14 protein-coding genes are annotated in these 18,034 nt (G+C 72.7%); 5 read left to right on the forward strand and 9 right to left on the reverse strand.

Annotation, left to right across the window (positions count from 1 at the left end):
- Positions 1–156 precede the first annotated feature (156 nt).
- The 3 genes from KO717_RS23495 to KO717_RS23505 form a co-directional block, all read right to left on the reverse strand.
- Positions 157–2,451 (reverse strand): heavy metal translocating P-type ATPase, encoded by a 2,295-nt coding sequence (locus tag KO717_RS23495; protein WP_301371015.1) that lies wholly within the window; start codon positions 2,449–2,451, stop codon positions 157–159.
- Between the two features lie 113 nt (positions 2,452–2,564).
- Complete coding sequence (locus KO717_RS23500) at positions 2,565–2,798, reverse strand: heavy-metal-associated domain-containing protein (protein WP_030384770.1); 234 nt, start codon at positions 2,796–2,798, stop codon at positions 2,565–2,567.
- A gap of 277 nt (positions 2,799–3,075) precedes the next feature.
- A complete protein-coding gene (locus tag KO717_RS23505) occupies positions 3,076–3,807 on the reverse strand; it encodes a TetR/AcrR family transcriptional regulator (protein ID WP_301371016.1) in 732 nt (243 codons plus the stop codon).
- A 146-nt stretch (positions 3,808–3,953) separates the two neighbouring features.
- Here KO717_RS23505 and KO717_RS23510 point away from each other — a divergent pair, with 146 nt between their 5' ends.
- Positions 3,954–6,191: an MMPL family transporter gene (locus tag KO717_RS23510; RefSeq protein ID WP_301371018.1), complete on the forward strand. Its 2,238-nt coding sequence runs from the start codon at positions 3,954–3,956 to the stop codon at positions 6,189–6,191.
- Positions 6,192–6,279: 88 nt separating this feature from the next.
- Here the strand turns inward: KO717_RS23510 and KO717_RS23515 are convergent, their stop codons facing one another.
- The 3 genes from KO717_RS23515 to KO717_RS23525 all read right to left on the reverse strand — a co-directional run bounded on the left by KO717_RS23515 (position 6,280) and on the right by KO717_RS23525 (position 8,665).
- A complete protein-coding gene (locus KO717_RS23515; RefSeq protein WP_030716013.1) occupies positions 6,280–6,480 on the reverse strand; it encodes a helix-turn-helix transcriptional regulator in 201 nt (66 codons plus the stop codon).
- Positions 6,481–6,713: 233 nt separating this feature from the next.
- Positions 6,714–7,724 carry a Gfo/Idh/MocA family protein gene (locus KO717_RS23520; RefSeq protein WP_301371020.1) on the reverse strand — a complete coding sequence of 337 codons (1,011 nt, stop codon included), beginning with the start codon at positions 7,722–7,724 and terminating at the stop codon, positions 6,714–6,716.
- Positions 7,725–7,750: 26 nt separating this feature from the next.
- Positions 7,751–8,665: a sugar phosphate isomerase/epimerase family protein gene (locus tag KO717_RS23525; protein WP_301371022.1), complete on the reverse strand. Its 915-nt coding sequence runs from the start codon at positions 8,663–8,665 to the stop codon at positions 7,751–7,753.
- Positions 8,666–8,691: 26 nt separating this feature from the next.
- On the opposite strand from KO717_RS23525, the gene iolC reads away from it, so the two are divergent.
- From iolC to KO717_RS23545, 4 genes are read left to right on the forward strand one after another with little or no spacing between them, the layout of a single operon-like run.
- Positions 8,692–9,672 carry a 5-dehydro-2-deoxygluconokinase gene (gene iolC, locus KO717_RS23530; protein ID WP_301371023.1) on the forward strand — a complete coding sequence of 327 codons (981 nt, stop codon included), beginning with the start codon at positions 8,692–8,694 and terminating at the stop codon, positions 9,670–9,672.
- A 7-nt stretch (positions 9,673–9,679) separates the two neighbouring features.
- On the forward strand, positions 9,680–10,552 hold the full coding sequence (gene iolB, locus KO717_RS23535) for a 5-deoxy-glucuronate isomerase (RefSeq protein WP_301374699.1): 873 nt from the start codon (positions 9,680–9,682) through the stop codon (positions 10,550–10,552).
- On the forward strand, positions 10,549–12,423 hold the full coding sequence (iolD, locus tag KO717_RS23540; RefSeq protein WP_301371025.1) for a 3D-(3,5/4)-trihydroxycyclohexane-1,2-dione acylhydrolase (decyclizing): 1,875 nt from the start codon (positions 10,549–10,551) through the stop codon (positions 12,421–12,423). The genes iolB and iolD overlap by 4 nt, the downstream gene beginning before the upstream one ends.
- 12 nt (positions 12,424–12,435) lie before the next feature.
- Entirely contained in the window at positions 12,436–13,935 is a 1,500-nt protein-coding gene (locus KO717_RS23545; protein WP_301371027.1) for a CoA-acylating methylmalonate-semialdehyde dehydrogenase, read from the forward strand.
- Positions 13,936–14,052: 117 nt separating this feature from the next.
- On the opposite strand, the gene KO717_RS23550 is transcribed toward KO717_RS23545, so the two are convergent.
- From KO717_RS23550 to KO717_RS23560, 3 genes are all read right to left on the reverse strand, one after another.
- Positions 14,053–15,111: a WxL protein peptidoglycan domain-containing protein gene (locus KO717_RS23550; protein WP_301371028.1), complete on the reverse strand. Its 1,059-nt coding sequence runs from the start codon at positions 15,109–15,111 to the stop codon at positions 14,053–14,055.
- Positions 15,112–15,197: 86 nt separating this feature from the next.
- Positions 15,198–16,493 (reverse strand): hypothetical protein, encoded by a 1,296-nt coding sequence (locus tag KO717_RS23555; RefSeq protein ID WP_301371030.1) that lies wholly within the window; start codon positions 16,491–16,493, stop codon positions 15,198–15,200.
- Between the two features lie 212 nt (positions 16,494–16,705).
- A complete protein-coding gene (locus tag KO717_RS23560) occupies positions 16,706–17,923 on the reverse strand; it encodes a S8 family peptidase (protein WP_301371031.1) in 1,218 nt (405 codons plus the stop codon).
- Positions 17,924–18,034 lie beyond the last annotated feature (111 nt).

The raw sequence follows: 18,034 nt of genomic DNA on the forward strand, positions 1-18,034 counted from the left end.
TACCCACGGAAACCCCCCAGGTCTCCGTGAAACGTCCCCCAAGACGTTCTTGGTATCGCCCCATTAGACCCACGACGACCCCGGATGGTTACGTTGTGGTCACTGTGATCTGCGTCTCCCGTGAAGGAAGTGTGCGGACCATGAGGAGGAAGGTTACTAGCGGAAGGACCGCAACCGGAGGCTGTTGGTCACAACGAAGACCGAGGAGAAGGCCATCGCGGCTCCCGCGATCATCGGATTGAGCAGACCGGCGGCCGCCAGCGGCAGGGCCGCCACGTTGTAGCCGAAGGCCCAGAACAGGTTGCCCTTGATCGTGGCCAGGGTCCGGCGCGAGAGCCGGATCGCGTCCGCCGCGACCCGCAGGTCACCCCGTACGAGGGTCAGGTCGCCGGCCTCGATGGCCGCGTCCGTGCCGGTGCCCATGGCCAGCCCCAGGTCCGCCTGGGCCAGCGCGGCAGCGTCGTTGACCCCGTCGCCGACCATCGCGACCGTACGGCCCTGCGCCTGCAGGCGGCGTACGACGTCCACCTTGTCCTGGGGGAGGACCTCGGCGATCACCTCGTCGATGCCCACCTCGCGGGCCACCGTCGCGGCGACGGCCTTGTTGTCGCCCGTCAGCAGGACCGGGGTGAGGCCCAGCGCCCGCAGCCGGGAGACCGCCTCGGCGCTGGTCTCCTTGACCGCGTCGGCCACGGTCAGGACCCCGCGCGCCGCGCCGTCCCAGGCCACCAGGACGGCGGTGCTGCCCGCGGCCTCGGCGGCCGCCTTCGCCTCGGCCAGTGCGGCCGGCAGCTCGATCGACCAGTCGGCCAGCAGCCGCTCGCGGCCCACCAGGACGGCATGTCCGTCGACCACGCCCTGGACACCGAGCCCGGCGACGTTCTCGAAGGACTCCGGAACCGGCAGGGAGCCGGCCCGCTCCGCCGCCCCGGCGGCGACGGCCCGGGCGATCGGGTGCTCCGAGGCGTGCTCCAGGGATCCGGCCAGGCGCAGGAGTTCGCGCTCGTCGACGCCCGCGGCGGTGAAGACGCCGTCGAGGGTCATCCGGCCGGTGGTGACGGTGCCGGTCTTGTCCAGTACGACGGTGTCCACGCGGCGGGTGGACTCCAGCACCTCGGGTCCCTTGATCAGGATGCCGAGCTGCGCGCCCCGCCCGGTGCCGACCATCAGTGCGGTCGGGGTGGCCAGGCCCAGGGCGCACGGGCAGGCGATGATCAGGACGGCCACGGCGGCGGTGAAGGCGGCGGTGGGGTCGTCGGTGATCAGCAGCCAGGTGATCCAGGTGCCGATGGCGAGCACCAGGACGACGGGGACGAAGATCCCGGAGATCTGGTCGGCGAGGCGCTGCACCTCGGCCTTGCCGTTCTGCGCGTCCTCCACCATCTTCGCCATCCGGGCGAGCTGGGTGTCGGCGCCGATCCGGGTGGCCTCGACGACCAGGCGTCCGGAGGTGTTGACGGTGGCTCCGGTGACGGAGTCGCCCACGGCGACGTCGACCGGTACGGACTCGCCGGTGAGCATGGAGGCGTCCACGGCCGAGCTGCCCTCGACGACGGTGCCGTCGGTGGCGATCTTCTCGCCGGGGCGGACGACGAACCGGTCGCCGACCGCGAGCGCGCCCACCGGGATCCGGACCTCCTGGCCCGCGCGCAGGACGACGACGTCCTTGGCCCCGAGCTCCAGCAGGGCCTTGAGGGCCGCGCCCGCCTTCCGCTTGGAGCGGGCCTCCAGGTAGCGGCCCAGGAGGATGAAGGAGACGACGCCGGCCGCGACCTCCAGGTAGATGGCGGAGGAGCCGTCGGTGCGGGAGACGCTGCCCCCCTGAATGGTGAAGAGGGCGAAGCCGTGCCGCATGCCGGGCATGCCGGCGTGGCCGAAGAACAGGGCCCACAGCGACCAGGTGAAGGCGGCCAGGGTGCCGACCGAGACGAGGGTGTCCATGGTGGCGGCGCCGTGCCGGGCGTTGGTCCAGGCGGCCTTGTGGAAGGGGAACCCGCCCCAGACGACGACGGGGGCCGCGAGGGTCAGGGAGAGCCACTGCCAGTTGTCGAACTGGAGGGCCGGGATCATCGCGAGCAGGACGACGGGCAGGGCGAGCGTGACGGAGACCAGCAGGCGCTGGCGCAGTGCGGCGAGCGCCGGGTCGGGGGCCTCGGCCGTCTCGGTCCGCGCTTCCTCGGCGGCTTCCTCGGCGGCTTCCGGGGCGGGCGGCGGCGGGGGCTCCTCGGCGGTGTAGCCGGTCTTGACCACGGTCGCGATCAGATCGGCGACCTGCACGTCGCCGCTGTAGGAGACGCGGGCCTTCTCGGTGGCGTAGTTCACCGAGGCTTCGACGCCGTCCATCCGGTTGAGCTTCTTCTCGATGCGGGCGGCGCAGGAGGCGCAGGTCATCCCGCCGATCGAGAGTTCGACCGCCGTTATCGGTCCGTCGTGCACTGTGCTGCTGCTCATGTTCCGGCTCCAGAGGGATGGCCGGGCCGTACGGGACCAGTATGAGCTGGCCGGCACGGCCCGGCAGGGTGCCGCGGGGCTGCCGCGGGTGCCGTGCGGGTGGGGCGGGCCGCTCAGACCTGTCCGGCGAACTCGTATCCGGCCTCGTCCACGGCGGCGCGGACGTCCTCGTCCGCGAGCGGGGCGGCGGAGACCACGGTGACCTCGCCGGTCGCGGCGACGGCCTTGACCGTGCTGACGCCCGGCAGGGCGGAGATCTCGGTGGTCACCGCGCCCTCGCAGTGTCCGCAGGTCATGCCGGTCACCCGGTAGACGGTGGTGGTCTGGGTGTCCGTCTCGGCGGTCATGTCGTTCTCCTCTTCAGGGGCGTGTGCCGGTCACCGGGAGGGGCGGCCGATGGCGCCACCGTCCTCCCGACACTTCGAGACTATACCCCTGGGGGGTATCAAGGCGAGTATCGGCTCCCGGTTTCTCGATCCTGATGGGAAAACCGGCCGGTATGGGCGAACTGTAGGTAATTGGCTGAATGGATCACCCGGGAAGCCTCGCGGGGGCGCGTACGCGGGCACCCCGCCCACCGGTACGGCGGTGGGCGGGGTGGGGTGGGCCGGGTGGGCCGGGCGGTCAGTGCGGGGGAGTCCTGGTGACCATCGGCTCCAGGTAGCGCAGCAGGACGGTCTTGAGCTCCGCGGTGTAGGCGGCGCGCTCGTCGCCCTCGTGGGCCAGGATCAGGTCGAGGGACGACTTGAAGATGCCCAGGATCATGTTCGAGATGTGGGCGAGCTCGTGGGCCGAAGCCTGGGGGCAGAAGTTGCGCAGGACGGCCTCGATCCGGGTGAGCATGCCGGCGTGCAGTTCCTCGTGCTCCTGGGCGATGCCGGGGACGCCGGTGCCGTGCATGAGGGCCCAGAAGGCCGGGTTCTCGCAGTTGAAGGCGATGACCGGGTCGAGGACGGCGTCGAGCAGCTCGGGCAGGGGGCGCTGGAGGTTCTCGGGGCGGAAGGCCTGTCCGTGCGTCTCGTGCGCGCGCTGGAGCAGCTGGCCGCCGAGCTCGACCGCGATGGCCTCTTTGTTGGGGAAGTACTGGTAGAGGGTGCCGGGCGACACGCCCGCCTCGCGGGCGATGGCGTTGGTGCTGGCCGAGGCGTAGCCGGTACGGCAGAACACCCCGGCGGCGGCGGCCAGCAGCTGGGAGATCCGGCGCTCGCCGCGGGCCTGGCGGCGGCGCGGTGCGGCGGCGCCGGCGCCCGAGCCGGCGGTGGCTGCGGCGGCGCTGTCGGCTGCGGCGGCGCTGTCGGTCGCGGAGGTGGCGTCACCGGCGGAGCTCTTGGTCCCCTTTTCTGCGTTTTTGCCCATGCGCGTCCCTGGCATGTCCAATCCCCTGCTTCCCGTGGGTGATTGACAAACGCGAGAGATCGCTCGCATTCTTGAAAAACGCGAGCGACTGCTCGTGTTTGCCAGTCTATGTGGCCTGGCAATCACGGTGAAGGGGACACCGAGCCATGTCCGAAGTCAAGAAACCGCCGTCCTCCGGGGCGGACGCGGGGTGGACCCGGTTCGTCACGGCCCGGCCGCGGCTCACGCTGCTGCTCGCCCTGCTGGTCACGGCCCTGGCCGTGGTCGCGGGCGGCGGCGTCGCCGACCGGCTGGGAAGTGGCGGCTGGGAGGACCCGGGCGCCCAGTCCACCTACGCCGCACGGGCCCTGGAGCGGGAGTTCCCGCACTCCGAGCCCAATCTGCTCCTGCTCGTCGACGCCGCGCCGGGCACCACGGGGGTCGACGACCCCACGGTGGCCGCCGAGGCCGAACGGCTCGCGAGCGCACTCGCCGCCGAACCGGGGGTCGTCGGGGTCGGCTCGTACTGGAGCACCCGGCTGCCCGCACTGCGCTCCGAGGACGGCCGGCAGGCACTCGTCGTCGCCCGCGTCCAGGGCGACGAGAAGACGGCCACCGCGGCACTGGACCGCATGGCCCCGCGCTACGAGGGCGAGCACGGCCCGGTGCGGGTGTCGCTCGGCGGCCCCGCGGCGGTCCAGCGCGAGGTCACCCGGACCATCCAGGAAGACCTGCTGCGCGCCGAGCTCATCGCCCTTCCGGTCACCCTCGTCCTGCTCGTCCTCGTCTTCGGCAGCGCGGTCGCCGCCCTGCTCCCGCTCGGCGTCGGCATCGTGGCCATCCTCGGCACCAATGCCGTACTGCGCGGGCTCACCGAGTTCACGGACGTCTCCGTCTTCGCCCAGAACCTGACCACCGCGCTCGGCCTCGGACTGGCCATCGACTACGCCCTGTTCATCGTCCGCAGGTTCCGCGAGGAACTCGCCGCCGGGCGCGACCCGAGGGCCGCCGTCGGGGCCACCCTGCGCACCGCCGGGCGCACCGTGCTCTTCTCGGCGCTCACCGTCGCCGTCTCGCTCTCGGCGATGCTCTTCTTCCCCATGTACTTCCTGCGCTCCTTCGCCTACGCCGGAGTCGCGGTGGTGCTGCTCGCGGCGGCGGCCGCTCTGATCCTGCTGCCGGCCGCCCTGGTGCTCCTCGGCGATCGGGTCAACTCCCTGGACCTGCGCCGGCTGTGGCGACGGGGCCGGCCGGAGGCGGCCGCAACCGGGCCCGCGGAGACCGGCCGGGGCTGGGGGCGGACGGCCGCACTCGTGATGCGGCGCGCACCGGTCTTCGCCGTGGCCACCACCGCGGGCCTGCTGCTCCTCGGACTGCCCTTCATGGGCGTCGAGTTCGGCACGGTCGACGACCGCCAGCTCCCGAAGGACGCCCCCTCCCACATGGTGCAGGAGCAGATCCGCGACGGCTTCCCGAACAGCCCCGGCGGCGGTATCACCGTGCTTGCCGAGGGAGCGCCCGGCCCCGAGCGCCTCGCGGCCTACCGGGACCGGCTGGCCGCCCTGCCCGGGGTGATCCGGGTCGACGGGCCGATCGGCCCCGCGACGGGAGGCGAGTACACCTCCTTCTCGGTGTCCGTCGAGGGTGAGGCCGTGGGGCAGACGGCCCGGGACCTGGTCGACGAGGTCCGTGCGGTGGACGCCGGCTTCAAGACCTCGGTGACCGGACAGGCGGCCGTCCTCGTCGACGCGCAGAAGGCCATCGCCGGCGCGCTGCCCGCGGCGGCGGCCCTGGTGGTCCTCGCCACGCTGCTGCTGGTGTTCCTGCTCACCGGGAGCCTGCTGATACCGCTGCAGGCGGTGCTGCTCAATGCCCTCAGCCTGACCGCGATGTTCGGGGCGGTGGTGTGGGTGTTCCAGGAGGGCAACCTCTCCGGGATCCTCTCCTTCACCGCCACCGGCGACATAGAGACCACCCTGCCGGTGCTGATGTTCTGCATCGCCTTCGGGCTCTCCATGGACTACGGGGTGTTCCTCATATCCCGCATCAAGGAGGAGTACGACCGGACCGGGGACCACGAGAGCGCCGTCCGGACCGGGCTGGCCCGCACCGGCGGGCTGATCACCGCGGCGGCCGTGATCCTGGCGGTGGTGATGGTGGCGATCGGCACCTCCCGGGTGACCAACACCAAGATGCTGGGGCTCGGGATCGCGCTGGCGGTCCTCATGGACGCCATGGTCGTCCGCAGCCTCCTGGTTCCGGCGGTGATGAAGCTGACCGGAAGGGCCACCTGGTGGGCCCCCGCCCCGCTGCGCCGACTGCACGAGCGGTTCGGCCTGAGCGAGGGCGAGTCCGCGCCCCCGGCGCCGGAGCCGGACCGGATACCCGTGGGAGCCGGCGCCTAGGGGGTGTCTTGTCGATCAGGCCGGATCAGGCACCAGGCCCAGCGAGCCCGGCATGATCGGCAAGACACCCCCTAGGGGGATGTCGTGGTCAGTCCTCGCGGCGGCCCCGGTTCCCGGGCCGGCGGGCCACCCAGGCCCGCACGGTATCGGCGTACCAGTAGGGCTTGCCCCCCTCCACATGGTCGGGTGTGGGCAGCAGCCCGTGCTTGCGGTAGGAGCGCACGGTGTCCGGCTGGACCCGGATGTGGGCAGCGATCTCCTTGTACGACCACAGCTGTCGGTCGCTCATGCTGGACACCTCCTTGTCCACGCCGCGGGGCCGGCCGGGAGGCCGTCGGGGGAGCCGGCGCGTGGACACTGACGATCACTCGGGTTGTGCCCGGGGAACGACACGGAGTGACGACAAGGGAGGGGCTGTTGATCTTCTGTGACGGAAGACCCGCGTAATGCGGACATGTGTGACAGAAGGGGGACCCCTGTGACAAGAGGGCCACAGGGGTCGGGTGAGGAGTTGGCGGGGCGTCAGCGGTACAGGGCCGGCCGTTCCGTCAGCTCCACGGCGGCCCGTACACCGGTGCGCGCCGCCGCGAGGCCGGCCTCGGAGACGGCGGCCGCCGCGTAGCCGTCCCAGGCGTCGGGCCCCGCCACCCCGCCGCGCGCGGCCGCGGCCACCCAGCTCCGCAGCTGGCGGTCGTAGGCATCGGCGAAGCGCACCGTGAAGTCCTGGTCGATGGCGCCGCCCCACCGGCCCGCCGACTGCACCACCATCGCGTGCCCGTCGCCGATCCGGGCGCTGCCCGCCTCGCCGACGGCCTCGCACTGCACCTGGTAGCCGAAACCGCAGTTGACGAAGATCTCCACGTCGACGACGGCCCCGCCGGAGGTCTCCAGCAGCACCAGCCGGGGATCGCTCAGCCCCTCGGGAGCGGCCGCCGAGGGCCGCGGGGAGAGCACGGTGACGGCGGTGATCTCCTGCCCCAGCAGCCACCGGGCCGCGTCCACCTCGTGCACCACCGAGTCGCTGATCAGCATGTCGCTGGTGAAGAACGACGGCGAGGAGGCATTGCGGTGCCGGCAGTGCAGGAAGAGGGGCCGCCCGATCCCGCCCGCGTCCAGCAGCTCCTTCAGCCGGGCGTACTCGGCGTCGTACCGCCGCATGAACCCCACCTGCACCAGGCGCCGCCCCATTCGCTGTTCGGCTTCCATGACGCGCAGCGCCCCCGCCGGGTCCGGGGTCAGCGGCTTCTCGCACAGCACCGGCAGCTCCCGCTCCAGGGCGTGCAGGATCGCCTCCTCGTGGGCGGGTCCGGGCGAGGCGATCAGTACGGCCTGGACCCCGGGCGCGGCTATCGCGGCCGCCGGGTCGGTGTGTGCCGTCGCCCCTTCCAGGGTGCCCGCGACCTCCTTGACCCGGTCACCGTCCGGGTCGGCCACGGCCACCACACGGGCCCCGCCCACCGTCCGCCCGATCCGGCGGACGTGGTCGGCGCCCATCTTCCCGGTGCCGATGACGGCGATGCCGAGCGTGCTCATGTCGTACTCCTCTTCCTTCCGAAGGGTCAGCGGGCGCCGCAGGAGCGGAGGTAGGCGCGGGTCCGCCGGGCGATCGGCAGCGGCCGGTCGGGCGGACAGGGGTACATGTCCTGCTCCACGATGGCGAACAGATCCACGTCCAGACGCTGGGCCGCCGCGAGCACCGGTTCCAGCGCGGGCACCCCCGAGGGCGGTTCGCACATCACCCCGCGGCCCACGGCCGGCCCGAAGGGCAGCTCCTCGGCGACGACTTCGGCGAGGATCCGCGGATCCACCTGCTTGAGGTGGAGGTAGCCGATCCGCTCGCCGAAGGTCTCCACGGCCTGCACGCTGTCCCCGCCGCAGTACGCGTAGTGCCCCGTGTCCAGACAGAGGGAGACCAGCCCGGGGTCGGTGGCGTCCAGGAAGCGGGCCACGTTCTCCGGGGTGTCGATGTGGGTGTCGGCGTGCGGGTGGACGACGATCCGCAGCCCGTACCGGTCCTGGACCTCCCGGCCGAGGCGCTCGGTCTGCGAGGTCAGTTCACGCCATTGGGCGGGGGTGAGGGTGCGGTCCTCCAGCACCTCCCCGGTCTTGTCGTCCCGCCAGAAGGAGGGGATGACGACGAGATGGGCCGCACCCATGGCCTGGGTGAGCGCCGCGATCCGCGACACGTGCTCCCAGGTGTCCTCCCACACGGCGGGCCCGTGATGGAGTCCGGTGAAGACGGTTCCGGCCGAGACGCGCAGCCCGCGCTTGGCCGTTTCCCCGGCGAGGCGGACGGGATCGGTGGGCAGATAACCGTAGGGGCCGAGCTCGATCCACTCGTACCCGGCGTCGGCGACCTCGTCGAGGAAGCGTTCCCACGGGGTCTGCCGGGGGTCGTCGGGAAACCAGACACCCCAGGAGTCCGGAGCCGAACCGATGCGGATACGGGTCAACGCGGGCGGGGAGGACGTCATAACGGCCACCTTAGGGTGGAGGACCAATGGGAGGACTGACTGTGACCGGCACCGGCGATCCGTTCGCGTTCGACCTGATCACGATGGGCCGGATCGGGGTGGATCTCTACCCGTTGACGACGGGCATACCACTGGCCGAGGCGGAGACGTTCGGCAAGTTCCTGGGCGGCTCCCCGACCAACGTGGCCGTCGCGGCGGCCCGGCTGGGACGCCGGGTGGCGGTGATCACCCGTACCGGAGCGGACCCCTTCGGCGGGTATCTGCGCTCCGAGCTGCGGGGGTTCGGGGTGGACGACCGGTGGGTCGCCGAGGTCGCCGGGCTGCCGACCCCCATCACCTTCTGCGAGATCTTCCCGCCGGACCACTTCCCGCTGTACTTCTACCGGCTGCCGAAGGCCCCGGATCTGCAGATCGTGGCGGACGAGGTGGACCTGGCGGCGGTACGGGCGGCCCGTGTGTTCTGGATGACGGGCACGGGCCTGAGCGAGGAGCCCTCACGGGCGGCGACGCTGGCGGCGCTGGAGGCCCGCGCGCGGACCGGGACGACGGTCTTCGACCTGGACTGGCGGCCGATGCTGTGGCGGGAGAAACCCGGGCCGTACTACGAGCGGGCGCTGCGGTCGGCGACGGTGGCCGTGGGGAACGCGGAGGAGTGCGAGATCGCCACGGGCGAGTCGGATCCGCATGCGGCGGCGCGGGCGCTGCTCGCGGCGGGTGTGGAACTGGCGGTGGTCAAGCGCGGTCCGGAGGGCGTACTGGCGGTCCACCGCGACGGCACGGTGGCGGAGGTCCCGCCGGTGCCGGTGGAGGTGGTCAACGGGCTGGGCGCGGGGGACGCGTTCGGCGGGGCGCTGTGCCACGGGCTGCTGGCGGGGTGGGAGCTGGAGCGGGTGATGCGGTACGCGAACGCGGCCGGGGCGATCGTCGCCACGCGGCTGGCGTGCGCGGCGGCGATGCCGTTCTCTCACGAGGTGGAGGAGGTGCTGGGGCGTGCCGGTGGTGTCTGAGTGGGGGATGGAGTGGACGAGGCTGATGGTCCTCGACCTGGCCCCGGGGGAGGCGTACGCGCACGCGTGCGGGGAGTCGGAGTGGATCGTGCTCCCGCTGTCGGGCGGATGCCAGGTCCGCTGCCGGGCTCTGCCAGATCCAGCCTCGCCGGCGTTTGAGGCGCGGGGTCCGGGGCAGGGCCCCGGGAACGGACCGGAGGTGTTCCAACTGCACGGGCGGACAGGGGTGTTCGACGGGGTCAGTGACTTCGCGTACCTGCCCCGTGACGCGGACGCGGAGATCCGGTCGGCCGCCGGCGGCCGGTTCGCCCTCGCCGGGGCCCGGTGCGAGACGCGGCTCCCCGCCCGGTACGGGCCCGCCGGGAAGGTCCCCGTGGAGCTCCGCGGCGCGGGCCAGTGCTCCCGCCAGGTCAACAACTTCGCCGCCGCCGGCCCGGACGGCTTCGACTGCGACCGGCTCATCGCCGTCGAGGTCCTCACCCCCGGCGGGAACTGGTCCTCGTACCCGCCCCACAAGCACGACGAGCACCACCCCGGCGAGGAGTCCCGTCTGGAGGAGATCTACTACTTCGAGATCGCCCCGCACGGCGACACCCCCGGGCTCGGCTACCAGCGCGTCACCCCCTCCCCGGCCGGGAAGACCGACATCCTCACCGAGGTGCGGACCGGGGACGCGGTACTGATCCCCGACGGCTGGCACGGGCCGTCCATGGCCGCCCCCGGGCACGACATGTACTACCTGAACGTGATGGCCGGACCGGGCGCGACCCGGGAGTGGCTGATCCGGGACCACCCCGACCACGGCTGGATCCGCGGCAGCTGGGACGGCCAGGACGTCGATCCCCGGCTGCCCTTCTCCCGAACGGAGGACCACCGGTGAGGCTCACCGTCGCGCAGGCGCTCGTCCGCTTCCTGTCCCGCCAGTACACCGAGCGCGACGGACACCGGCACCGGCTGATCGCCGCCACCTGGGGGATTTTCGGGCACGGGAACGTGGCGGGCATCGGCCAGGCCCTCCTGGAGAGCGGGCCCGAGGCCATGCCCTTCCTCCAGGGCCGCAACGAGCAGGCCATGGTGCACGCCGCCGTCGGATACGCCCGCCAGTGCGGGCGCCTCTCCGCGCACGCCGTCACCACCTCCATCGGGCCCGGCGCCACCAACCTCGTCACCGGCGCCGCCCTCGCCACCATCAACCGGATCCCGGTCCTCCTGCTGCCCGGCGACACCTTCGCCACCCGGCCCGCCGACCCCGTGCTCCAGCAGCTGGAGGTCCCGTACGCCGGGGACATCTCCGTCAACGACACCCTGCGCCCCGTCTCCCGCCACTTCGACCGGATCACCCGCCCCGAGGCACTGATCCCGGCCGCCCTCCAGGCCGTACGGGTGCTCACCGACCCCGTGCAGACCGGCGCCGTCACCCTGGCGCTGCCGCAGGACGTGCAGGCACAGGCGTACGACTGGCCGGAGGAGTTCTTCGCCGAGCGCGTGTGGGGCGTGCGCCGGCCGCGGCCCGACCGGCACGAGCTGGCCCGCGCCGCCGAGGCCGTACGGGGCGCCGCGCGCCCGCTGATCGTCGCCGGCGGCGGGATCCGGCACAGCGAGGCCCGTGCGGCGCTGGCCGCCTTCGCCGAGGCCACGGGGATCCCGGTGGCCGTCACCCAGGCGGGCAAGGGGGTCCTCCCGTACGGGCACCCCGCCGACGTGGGCGGGATCGGTCACACCGGCACCTCCACCGCCGCCGCGCTCGCCCGGGAGGCCGACCTCGTCATCGCCGCCGGAACCCGGCTGACCGATTTCACCACCGCCTCCGCGACCCTCTTCCAGAACCCCGCCGTCCGGTTCGTCGGACTCAACCTGGACCCGTACGACGCCCACAAACTCGCCGCCCTACCCCTGGTCGCCGACGCCCGCGAGGGACTCGACGAGCTGCGGGGCGCCCTCGCAGGCCATCGCACGGACCCTGCCTACGGGGCGCGGTACGCGGCGGAGCGCGGGCGCTGGGAGAGCCGCGTCGAGCGGGCCTACGCCGTCCCGGAGGCGGCGGAGGACGCCGCACCGACCCAGGCCCAGGTGCTCGGGCTGCTCGACGCCCTGGTCGACGACACCGACATCCTGATCAATGCGGCCGGCTCCCTCCCCGGCGACCTGCACAAGCTGTGGCGGGCCCGGTCGCAGGACCAGTACCACGTGGAGTACGGGTACTCCTGCATGGGCTACGAGATCCCGGCGGCGATCGGCGTGGCGCTGGCCGCACCCGGCCGGCCGGTGTGGGCGCTGGTCGGCGACGGGACGTACCTGATGAATCCGACCGAGATCGTCACGGCCGTCCAGGAGGGCATCCCGATCAAGGTGGTGATCCTCGACAACCACGGCTACGCCTCCATCGGCGGCCTGTCGGGGGCGGTGGGCGGCGAGGGCTTCGGCACCGCGTACCGCTTCCGGGCGCCCGGCTCCGGATACACCGGGGACCCCCTTCCGGTGGACCTCGCGGCCAACGCGGGCTCCCTCGGAATGGCCGTGATCCGCGCCCGCACCACGCGTGACCTGCGCGAAGCCCTCGCCGAGGCCCGCCTCGCGACCCGACCCACATGTGTCTACGTACAGACCCGAACGCCCGACACTGTGTCGGGCCCACCCCCGGCACAGGCGTGGTGGGATGTTCCTGTGGCCGAGACCGCGACCCGCAAGGCCGCTGCCACGGCCCGTGAAGAGTACGACCGGCAAGCCGCGCAGCGACGTCGCCATCTGTGAAGGAGCAAGGCAATGAAGACCGTCAACCACTGGATCGGTGGCAAGACCGTCGAGGGCGCGTCGGGCAACTACGGCCCGGTCACCGACCCGGCCACCGGCGAGGTCACCACGCAGGTAGCGCTCGCCTCGGCCGACGAGGTCGACGCGGCGGTACAGGTCGCCAGGGAGGCCTACCTCAGCTGGGGCCAGTCCTCGCTGGCCGCCCGCACCAAGGTGCTGTTCGCCTACCGCGCCCTGCTGGACGCCAACCGCGACGCCATCGCCGCCCTGATCACCGCCGAGCACGGCAAGGTCCACTCGGACGCGCTGGGCGAGGTCGCCCGCGGCCTGGAGATCGTCGAGCTGGCCTGCGGCATCACCACGCAGCTCAAGGGTGAGCTGTCCACGTCGGTCTCCAACCGGGTGGACGTCTCCTCGATCCGTCAGCCGCTGGGCGTCGTCGCGGGCATCACCCCGTTCAACTTCCCGGCGATGGTCCCGATGTGGATGTTCCCGCTGGCCGTGGCCTGCGGAAACACCTTCATCCTCAAGCCGAGCGAGAAGGATCCGTCGGCCGCCAACAAGCTTGCCGAGCTGGCGAGCGAGGCCGGTCTGCCGGACGGCGTGCTGAACGTGGTCCACGGCGACAAGGTGGCCGTCGACGCGCTGCTCGCCCACCCCGGTATCGCGGCCGTCTCCTTCGTCGGCTCGACCCCGATCGCCCGCCACATCCACACCACCGCCTCGGCCAACGGCAAGCGCGTCCAGGCCCTGGGCGGCGCCAAGAACCACATGCTGGTGCTGCCGGACGCCGACCTGGACGCCGCCGCCGACGCGGCCGTGTCCGCGGCCTACGGCTCGGCCGGTGAGCGCTGCATGGCGATCTCCGCCGTCGTGGCCGTCGGCGCGATCGGCGACGAGCTCGTCGAGAAGATCCGCGAGCGCGCCGAGAAGATCAAGATCGGTCCCGGCAACGACCCGACCTCCGAGATGGGCCCGCTGATCACCGCAGCCCACCGCGACAAGGTCGCCTCGTACGTCAAGGGCGCGGCCGACCAGGGTGCGGAGGTCGTCCTCGACGGCACCGGCTTCACGGTCGAGGGCAACGAGAACGGCCACTGGATCGGCCTGTCCCTGCTGGACCACGTGAAGACCGACTCCGACGCCTACCGCGACGAGATCTTCGGCCCGGTCCTGTGCGTGCTGCGCGCCGAGACCTACGAGGAGGGCGTGGCCCTCATCAACGCCTCGCCGTTCGGCAACGGCACCGCGATCTTCACCCGCGACGGCGGCGCCGCCCGCCGCTTCCAGCTGGAGATCGAGGCCGGCATGGTCGGCGTCAACGTCCCGATCCCGGTGCCGGTGGGCTACCACTCCTTCGGCGGCTGGAAGGACTCGCTCTTCGGCGACCACCACATCTACGGCAACGACGGCATCCACTTCTACACCCGCGGCAAGGTCGTCACGACCCGCTGGCCGGACCCCTCCGAGGGCCACCTCGGCGTGGACCTGGGCTTCCCCCGCAACCACTGACCCGCCCCGCCCCCGTAGGTCCCAGCAGCCCCCGGCCACCTTCCCCCGGCCGGGGGCCGCTGTCGCTCCGCGCCGTACGGCGTCGTTCGCGGGCATCGGTGGCGGCATCGGCAGCGGTCAGTGCGTCCGGGCCAGGTCCGGTACGGGCTGCGGCTGTGCGCCCGCCGCGCGGCGACGGCGGCGCAGCACCCACACCGTGGCGCCCGCGCCCGCCAGTACCAGGAGCAGGCCCACGGCCGGCCAGGGTACGGCGACGAAGTCGGTGCCGGACTCCGAGAGCAGATCGGGGTGGGCCGCCGCGCCCGCCGTGATCTTGACGGTCACCCAGTCCGACTGGGGGGCGTCCGGCCACGGTTCGGTCAGTTCGATCCGCTGCCCGGGCAGCAGGGACAGCTTCAGCTCGCGGGCGGGCCGGTCCAGCACCTCGCGCCCGAACAGCCCCTCGGCGGACACCGCCACCTTGGGCTCGACGACCACGTTGCCCCGGTTGACCAGCGCGTACGAGATCGTGGCGCGGGCGTCGCGCACCCAGGGCAGCAGCGGCGCCGAGCGGCTGACCCGTACGTCCTCCACGCTCAGCCCCGCCGTGATCGGCCCCGGCACCCGGAAGTACAGCCGGGCGCCCACCGAGCGCTTCACCCCGACCTGGACCTTGCCCTCCTGCTGCACGCCCTCGACGGCGGTGCCCAGGGCGACGATCCCGCCGACGTGGTCACCGGGCGTCGCGTCCGCCGGGACCTTCACGGTGAACGGGATGTCCTTGCGGCCCTTGGCCGGCACGGTGACGGTGCTCGCGGTCTCCGGCGCCAGCGTGACCCACGCACCGACGTCCTTCGGCTTCGTCTCCACCGGCAGCAGCGCGAAGGCGCCGCCCGCCGGGGTGTTCACGGCGTCGGTGGCGAAGACCTGGAACGTCAGCTCCTTGTCGGAGGAGTTCACGATCGTCACGCTGTCGCTCAGCGTGCTCCCGGCCGCGCCCTGGTGGAAGAAGTACGCCCGGTCGGTCATCGCCGCACCGGCCGCGGGCGTCGGGAACACCCCCCACGTGCCGTTGTCCGCGGCGCTCGCCGCGGTGGCCGGCAGCAGGCCCGCGCCGCCGAGCAGCAGGCCGAGGAGCAGACCGTACAGGAGGGGGAGGGTGCGGCTGCGGGTGCGGCTGCGGGTACGCGTGCGCATGGGCGGTCTCCAGTGGGCGCGGAAAGGGGAAAGGGGTGGTGCGGCGCCGCAGCGCCGCACCACCCTGGGCCGAGCGGCCGTACGGGTCAGGCGATCGAGAAGGTCACGACCGTCTGGTAGGTGTCCGCGAACATGAAGGGCGGGAGCTGGATCATTCCGGCACCGCCGACGGCGAACTCACCGCCGGTCAGCTCGTCCCCGCCGGCGGCCTGGGAGGCCACCTTCATCGGGACGTCGGAGATCGCGCCGGGCGTGCCCGCGGTGCAGGTGCTCGGGCTGTCCGGGTTGGTGACGGTGCAGGACGGCTGGATGCCGATCTGCGCCTTCGCCATCGAGTGGCCGGTCGTCTGGTTCAGGAACGGCGTACGCGTCGCCGTCACGTCCCAGCCGAGCGAACCGCCGCGGAAGTCCTGGACGGTCGCGGCGTTGAAGACGCCGACCACCGACTGGGCCTTGCCGTTGATGGTGACCGCGCCGAAGCTGACGGCCGGCTGGCCGTCCTTCGGGCCGAGGGCCAGCGGGCCGGGCAGGACCTCGACGTCGACCGGGTTCTTCACACCGGCCTGCTCCTCCAGGAACACGAAGGCCTTGTACGGGGTGATCGAACCGTCGATCCTGATCGCGTCGGCCTTCTTGGTGACCGTGATGTTGCAGGTGGCCGCGCCGGACGCGTCGGCCGTGCCCGCACCGGTGTCACCGGTCACCGCACCCGCGAGCAGGGCGGAGCAGGTGACCGCACCGGCCGGGAAGTTGGCGCCGGTCACGGCGACGGCGGTGCCCGCCGGGCCGCTGTTGGGCGTCAGCTTCGTGGTGATCGGGTCCTTGGGCAGGGCCTCGACCGCGACCGAGCCGAGCGAGGCACTCGGGCGCGGCGCCGGGGTGCAGGTGGTGGTGAAGACCGAACCGGAGAGGTCCGCGTCGGTCACCGCCAGGTCGAGGGCCACCTGGACGGTCGTGCCCTCGGTGCCGTCCGGGATCTTGATGGTGCCGGAGAACGCCTTGGGGTCGAGCGGCTGCCCGGCGATGACCGAGACGGTCTCCGGCGGGCTGGTGACCACCTGGGTGGTGGTCCCGACCTTGAGGGTGATCTTGGAGGTGTTCACCGTGGTGACGGAGAACCCGGGGATCAGCGGGCTCGCGCCCGGGTCGATCGTGATCGGGACGACGTCGCCGGCCTTGGCGCCGTCGGGCAGGGTGACCGTCCAGTTCTGGTTGCCCGAGCCGTCCGGCTGCGGCGCCGGGGCGTCGCAGTTCTCGAAGACAGCCGTGGTCTTGGTCGCGGCCTGCGCGGATCCCGTCAGGGCCACCACGCCGCCCGTCAGGGCCAGAGACAGGGCTCCCGCCCCGGCCAGTACTCTTCGTCGATACGTTCTCGTACTCACTGGGTCGCGACTCCTTCGTCATGACGAACCCCTCCCCCCACCCGCTGTGTGGGGGAGGCCGAGCCGGTGCGGTGGCCGATATTGACGCGTCGCCGTGATGAGAAGTCAATGACTTGCTTTCGCCCGAAGCACACAGAAATTGATGGGCCATCAGGGGAGGTCTGATGGCCCATCGGATACCGACCGGTCGGGGTGCCTGGGCAGGGGTGGTACTAGCGCCCGGTGGGGGTGTGGAGCAGCAGGTTCGGGGTGCCGGCCGGGAGCCCGGAGATCCGGTCGGACACGGCGCTGTGCAGCAGTTCCGCGGTCACCTGCGCCGGGGTGCGCGCCGTACCGCGCGCCAGGATGAGAGCGGCCACCCCGGCCACGTGCGGGGCGGCCATCGAGGTGCCGGAGGCGCGGGCCGTGGCGGTGGTGGAGTCCTTCCAGGCCGAGGTGATGCCCACGCCCGGAGCCGAGAGGTCCACGCAGGAACCGTGGTTGGAGAACGGCGCCCGCCGGTCCTCGGCGTCGGTCGCGGCGACCGTGATGGCCTGCGGGACGGAGGCCGGGGAGCCCCCGCAGGCGTCCTTGCCTTCGTTCCCGGCGGCCGCGGTGAAGGTGATCCCGGCGGACACGGCCCGGACCACGGCCGTCTCGAGGGCGTAGCTGCGGGTGCCGCCCATGCTCATGTTGGCCACGGCCGGGGTGGCAGGAGCCTTGGCGGCGTCCTTCACCACCCAGTCGAGACCCTTCAGGATCGCCGAGAGGGACGCGGAGCCGTCGCAGTCGGCCACCTTCACCCCGACGAGCGAGACCCCCTTGGCCACCCCGTACGTCTCCCCGCCCACGGTCGCCGCGACGTGCGTGCCGTGGCCGCTGCAGTCGCGGGAGCTGCCGAGGAAGACCGCGTTGTAGCCGAAGCGGGCGCGGCCGCCGAATTCCAGGTGACCGGTGTTGATGCCGGTGTCGACGACGTAGACGGTGACGCCCTCGGCCCTGCCGGGGTACGTGTACGAGCCGTCGAGCGGGAGTTCGCGCTGGTCGATGCGGTCGAGGGACCAGGGCGCGGGAGCCTGCGGCGCCATCTGCGGTTCCGGGTTGTCGGTGGCTCCGGGGGTGTCGGTCGTGTGGAACTCCGCGTCCGGCTCCACCGAGGCCACCCGGGGGTCGGCGGCCAGGGCGGCGGCCCGGGCGGCGGTGGTGCGGACGGCGAAGCCGTTCAGGGCGGCGTCGTAGACGGGGCCGACTTCGTCGCCGGCGTCCACGGCCGCGGCGGCCAGGGCGCGGGTCGGGGCGCGGGAGGTGGTGTCCTTGAGGACGACGACGTAGGGGGCGGTGCCGGAGCGGGGAGCCGGAGGGGCGTCCGTAACGGGTGTGGCGGCTGTGGTGGCCGTGGTGGCCGCCGCGAGGAGGGCGGCGGCGGGGAGGAGCGCGGCGAATGCGGTCATGCGGCCGATGGTCCGCGTGCGGAGGCGCGGGCGCGCGGAGGGTGCGCCGGGTGGGCGCACGACACGCCGCCGCGCGGGCGTATCCGGGCCCGGCCCGACGCCCGGCCCGAC

It is taken from the genome of Streptomyces xanthophaeus (genome assembly GCF_030440515.1).
GTDB lineage: Bacteria > Actinomycetota > Actinomycetes > Streptomycetales > Streptomycetaceae > Streptomyces > Streptomyces kutzneri.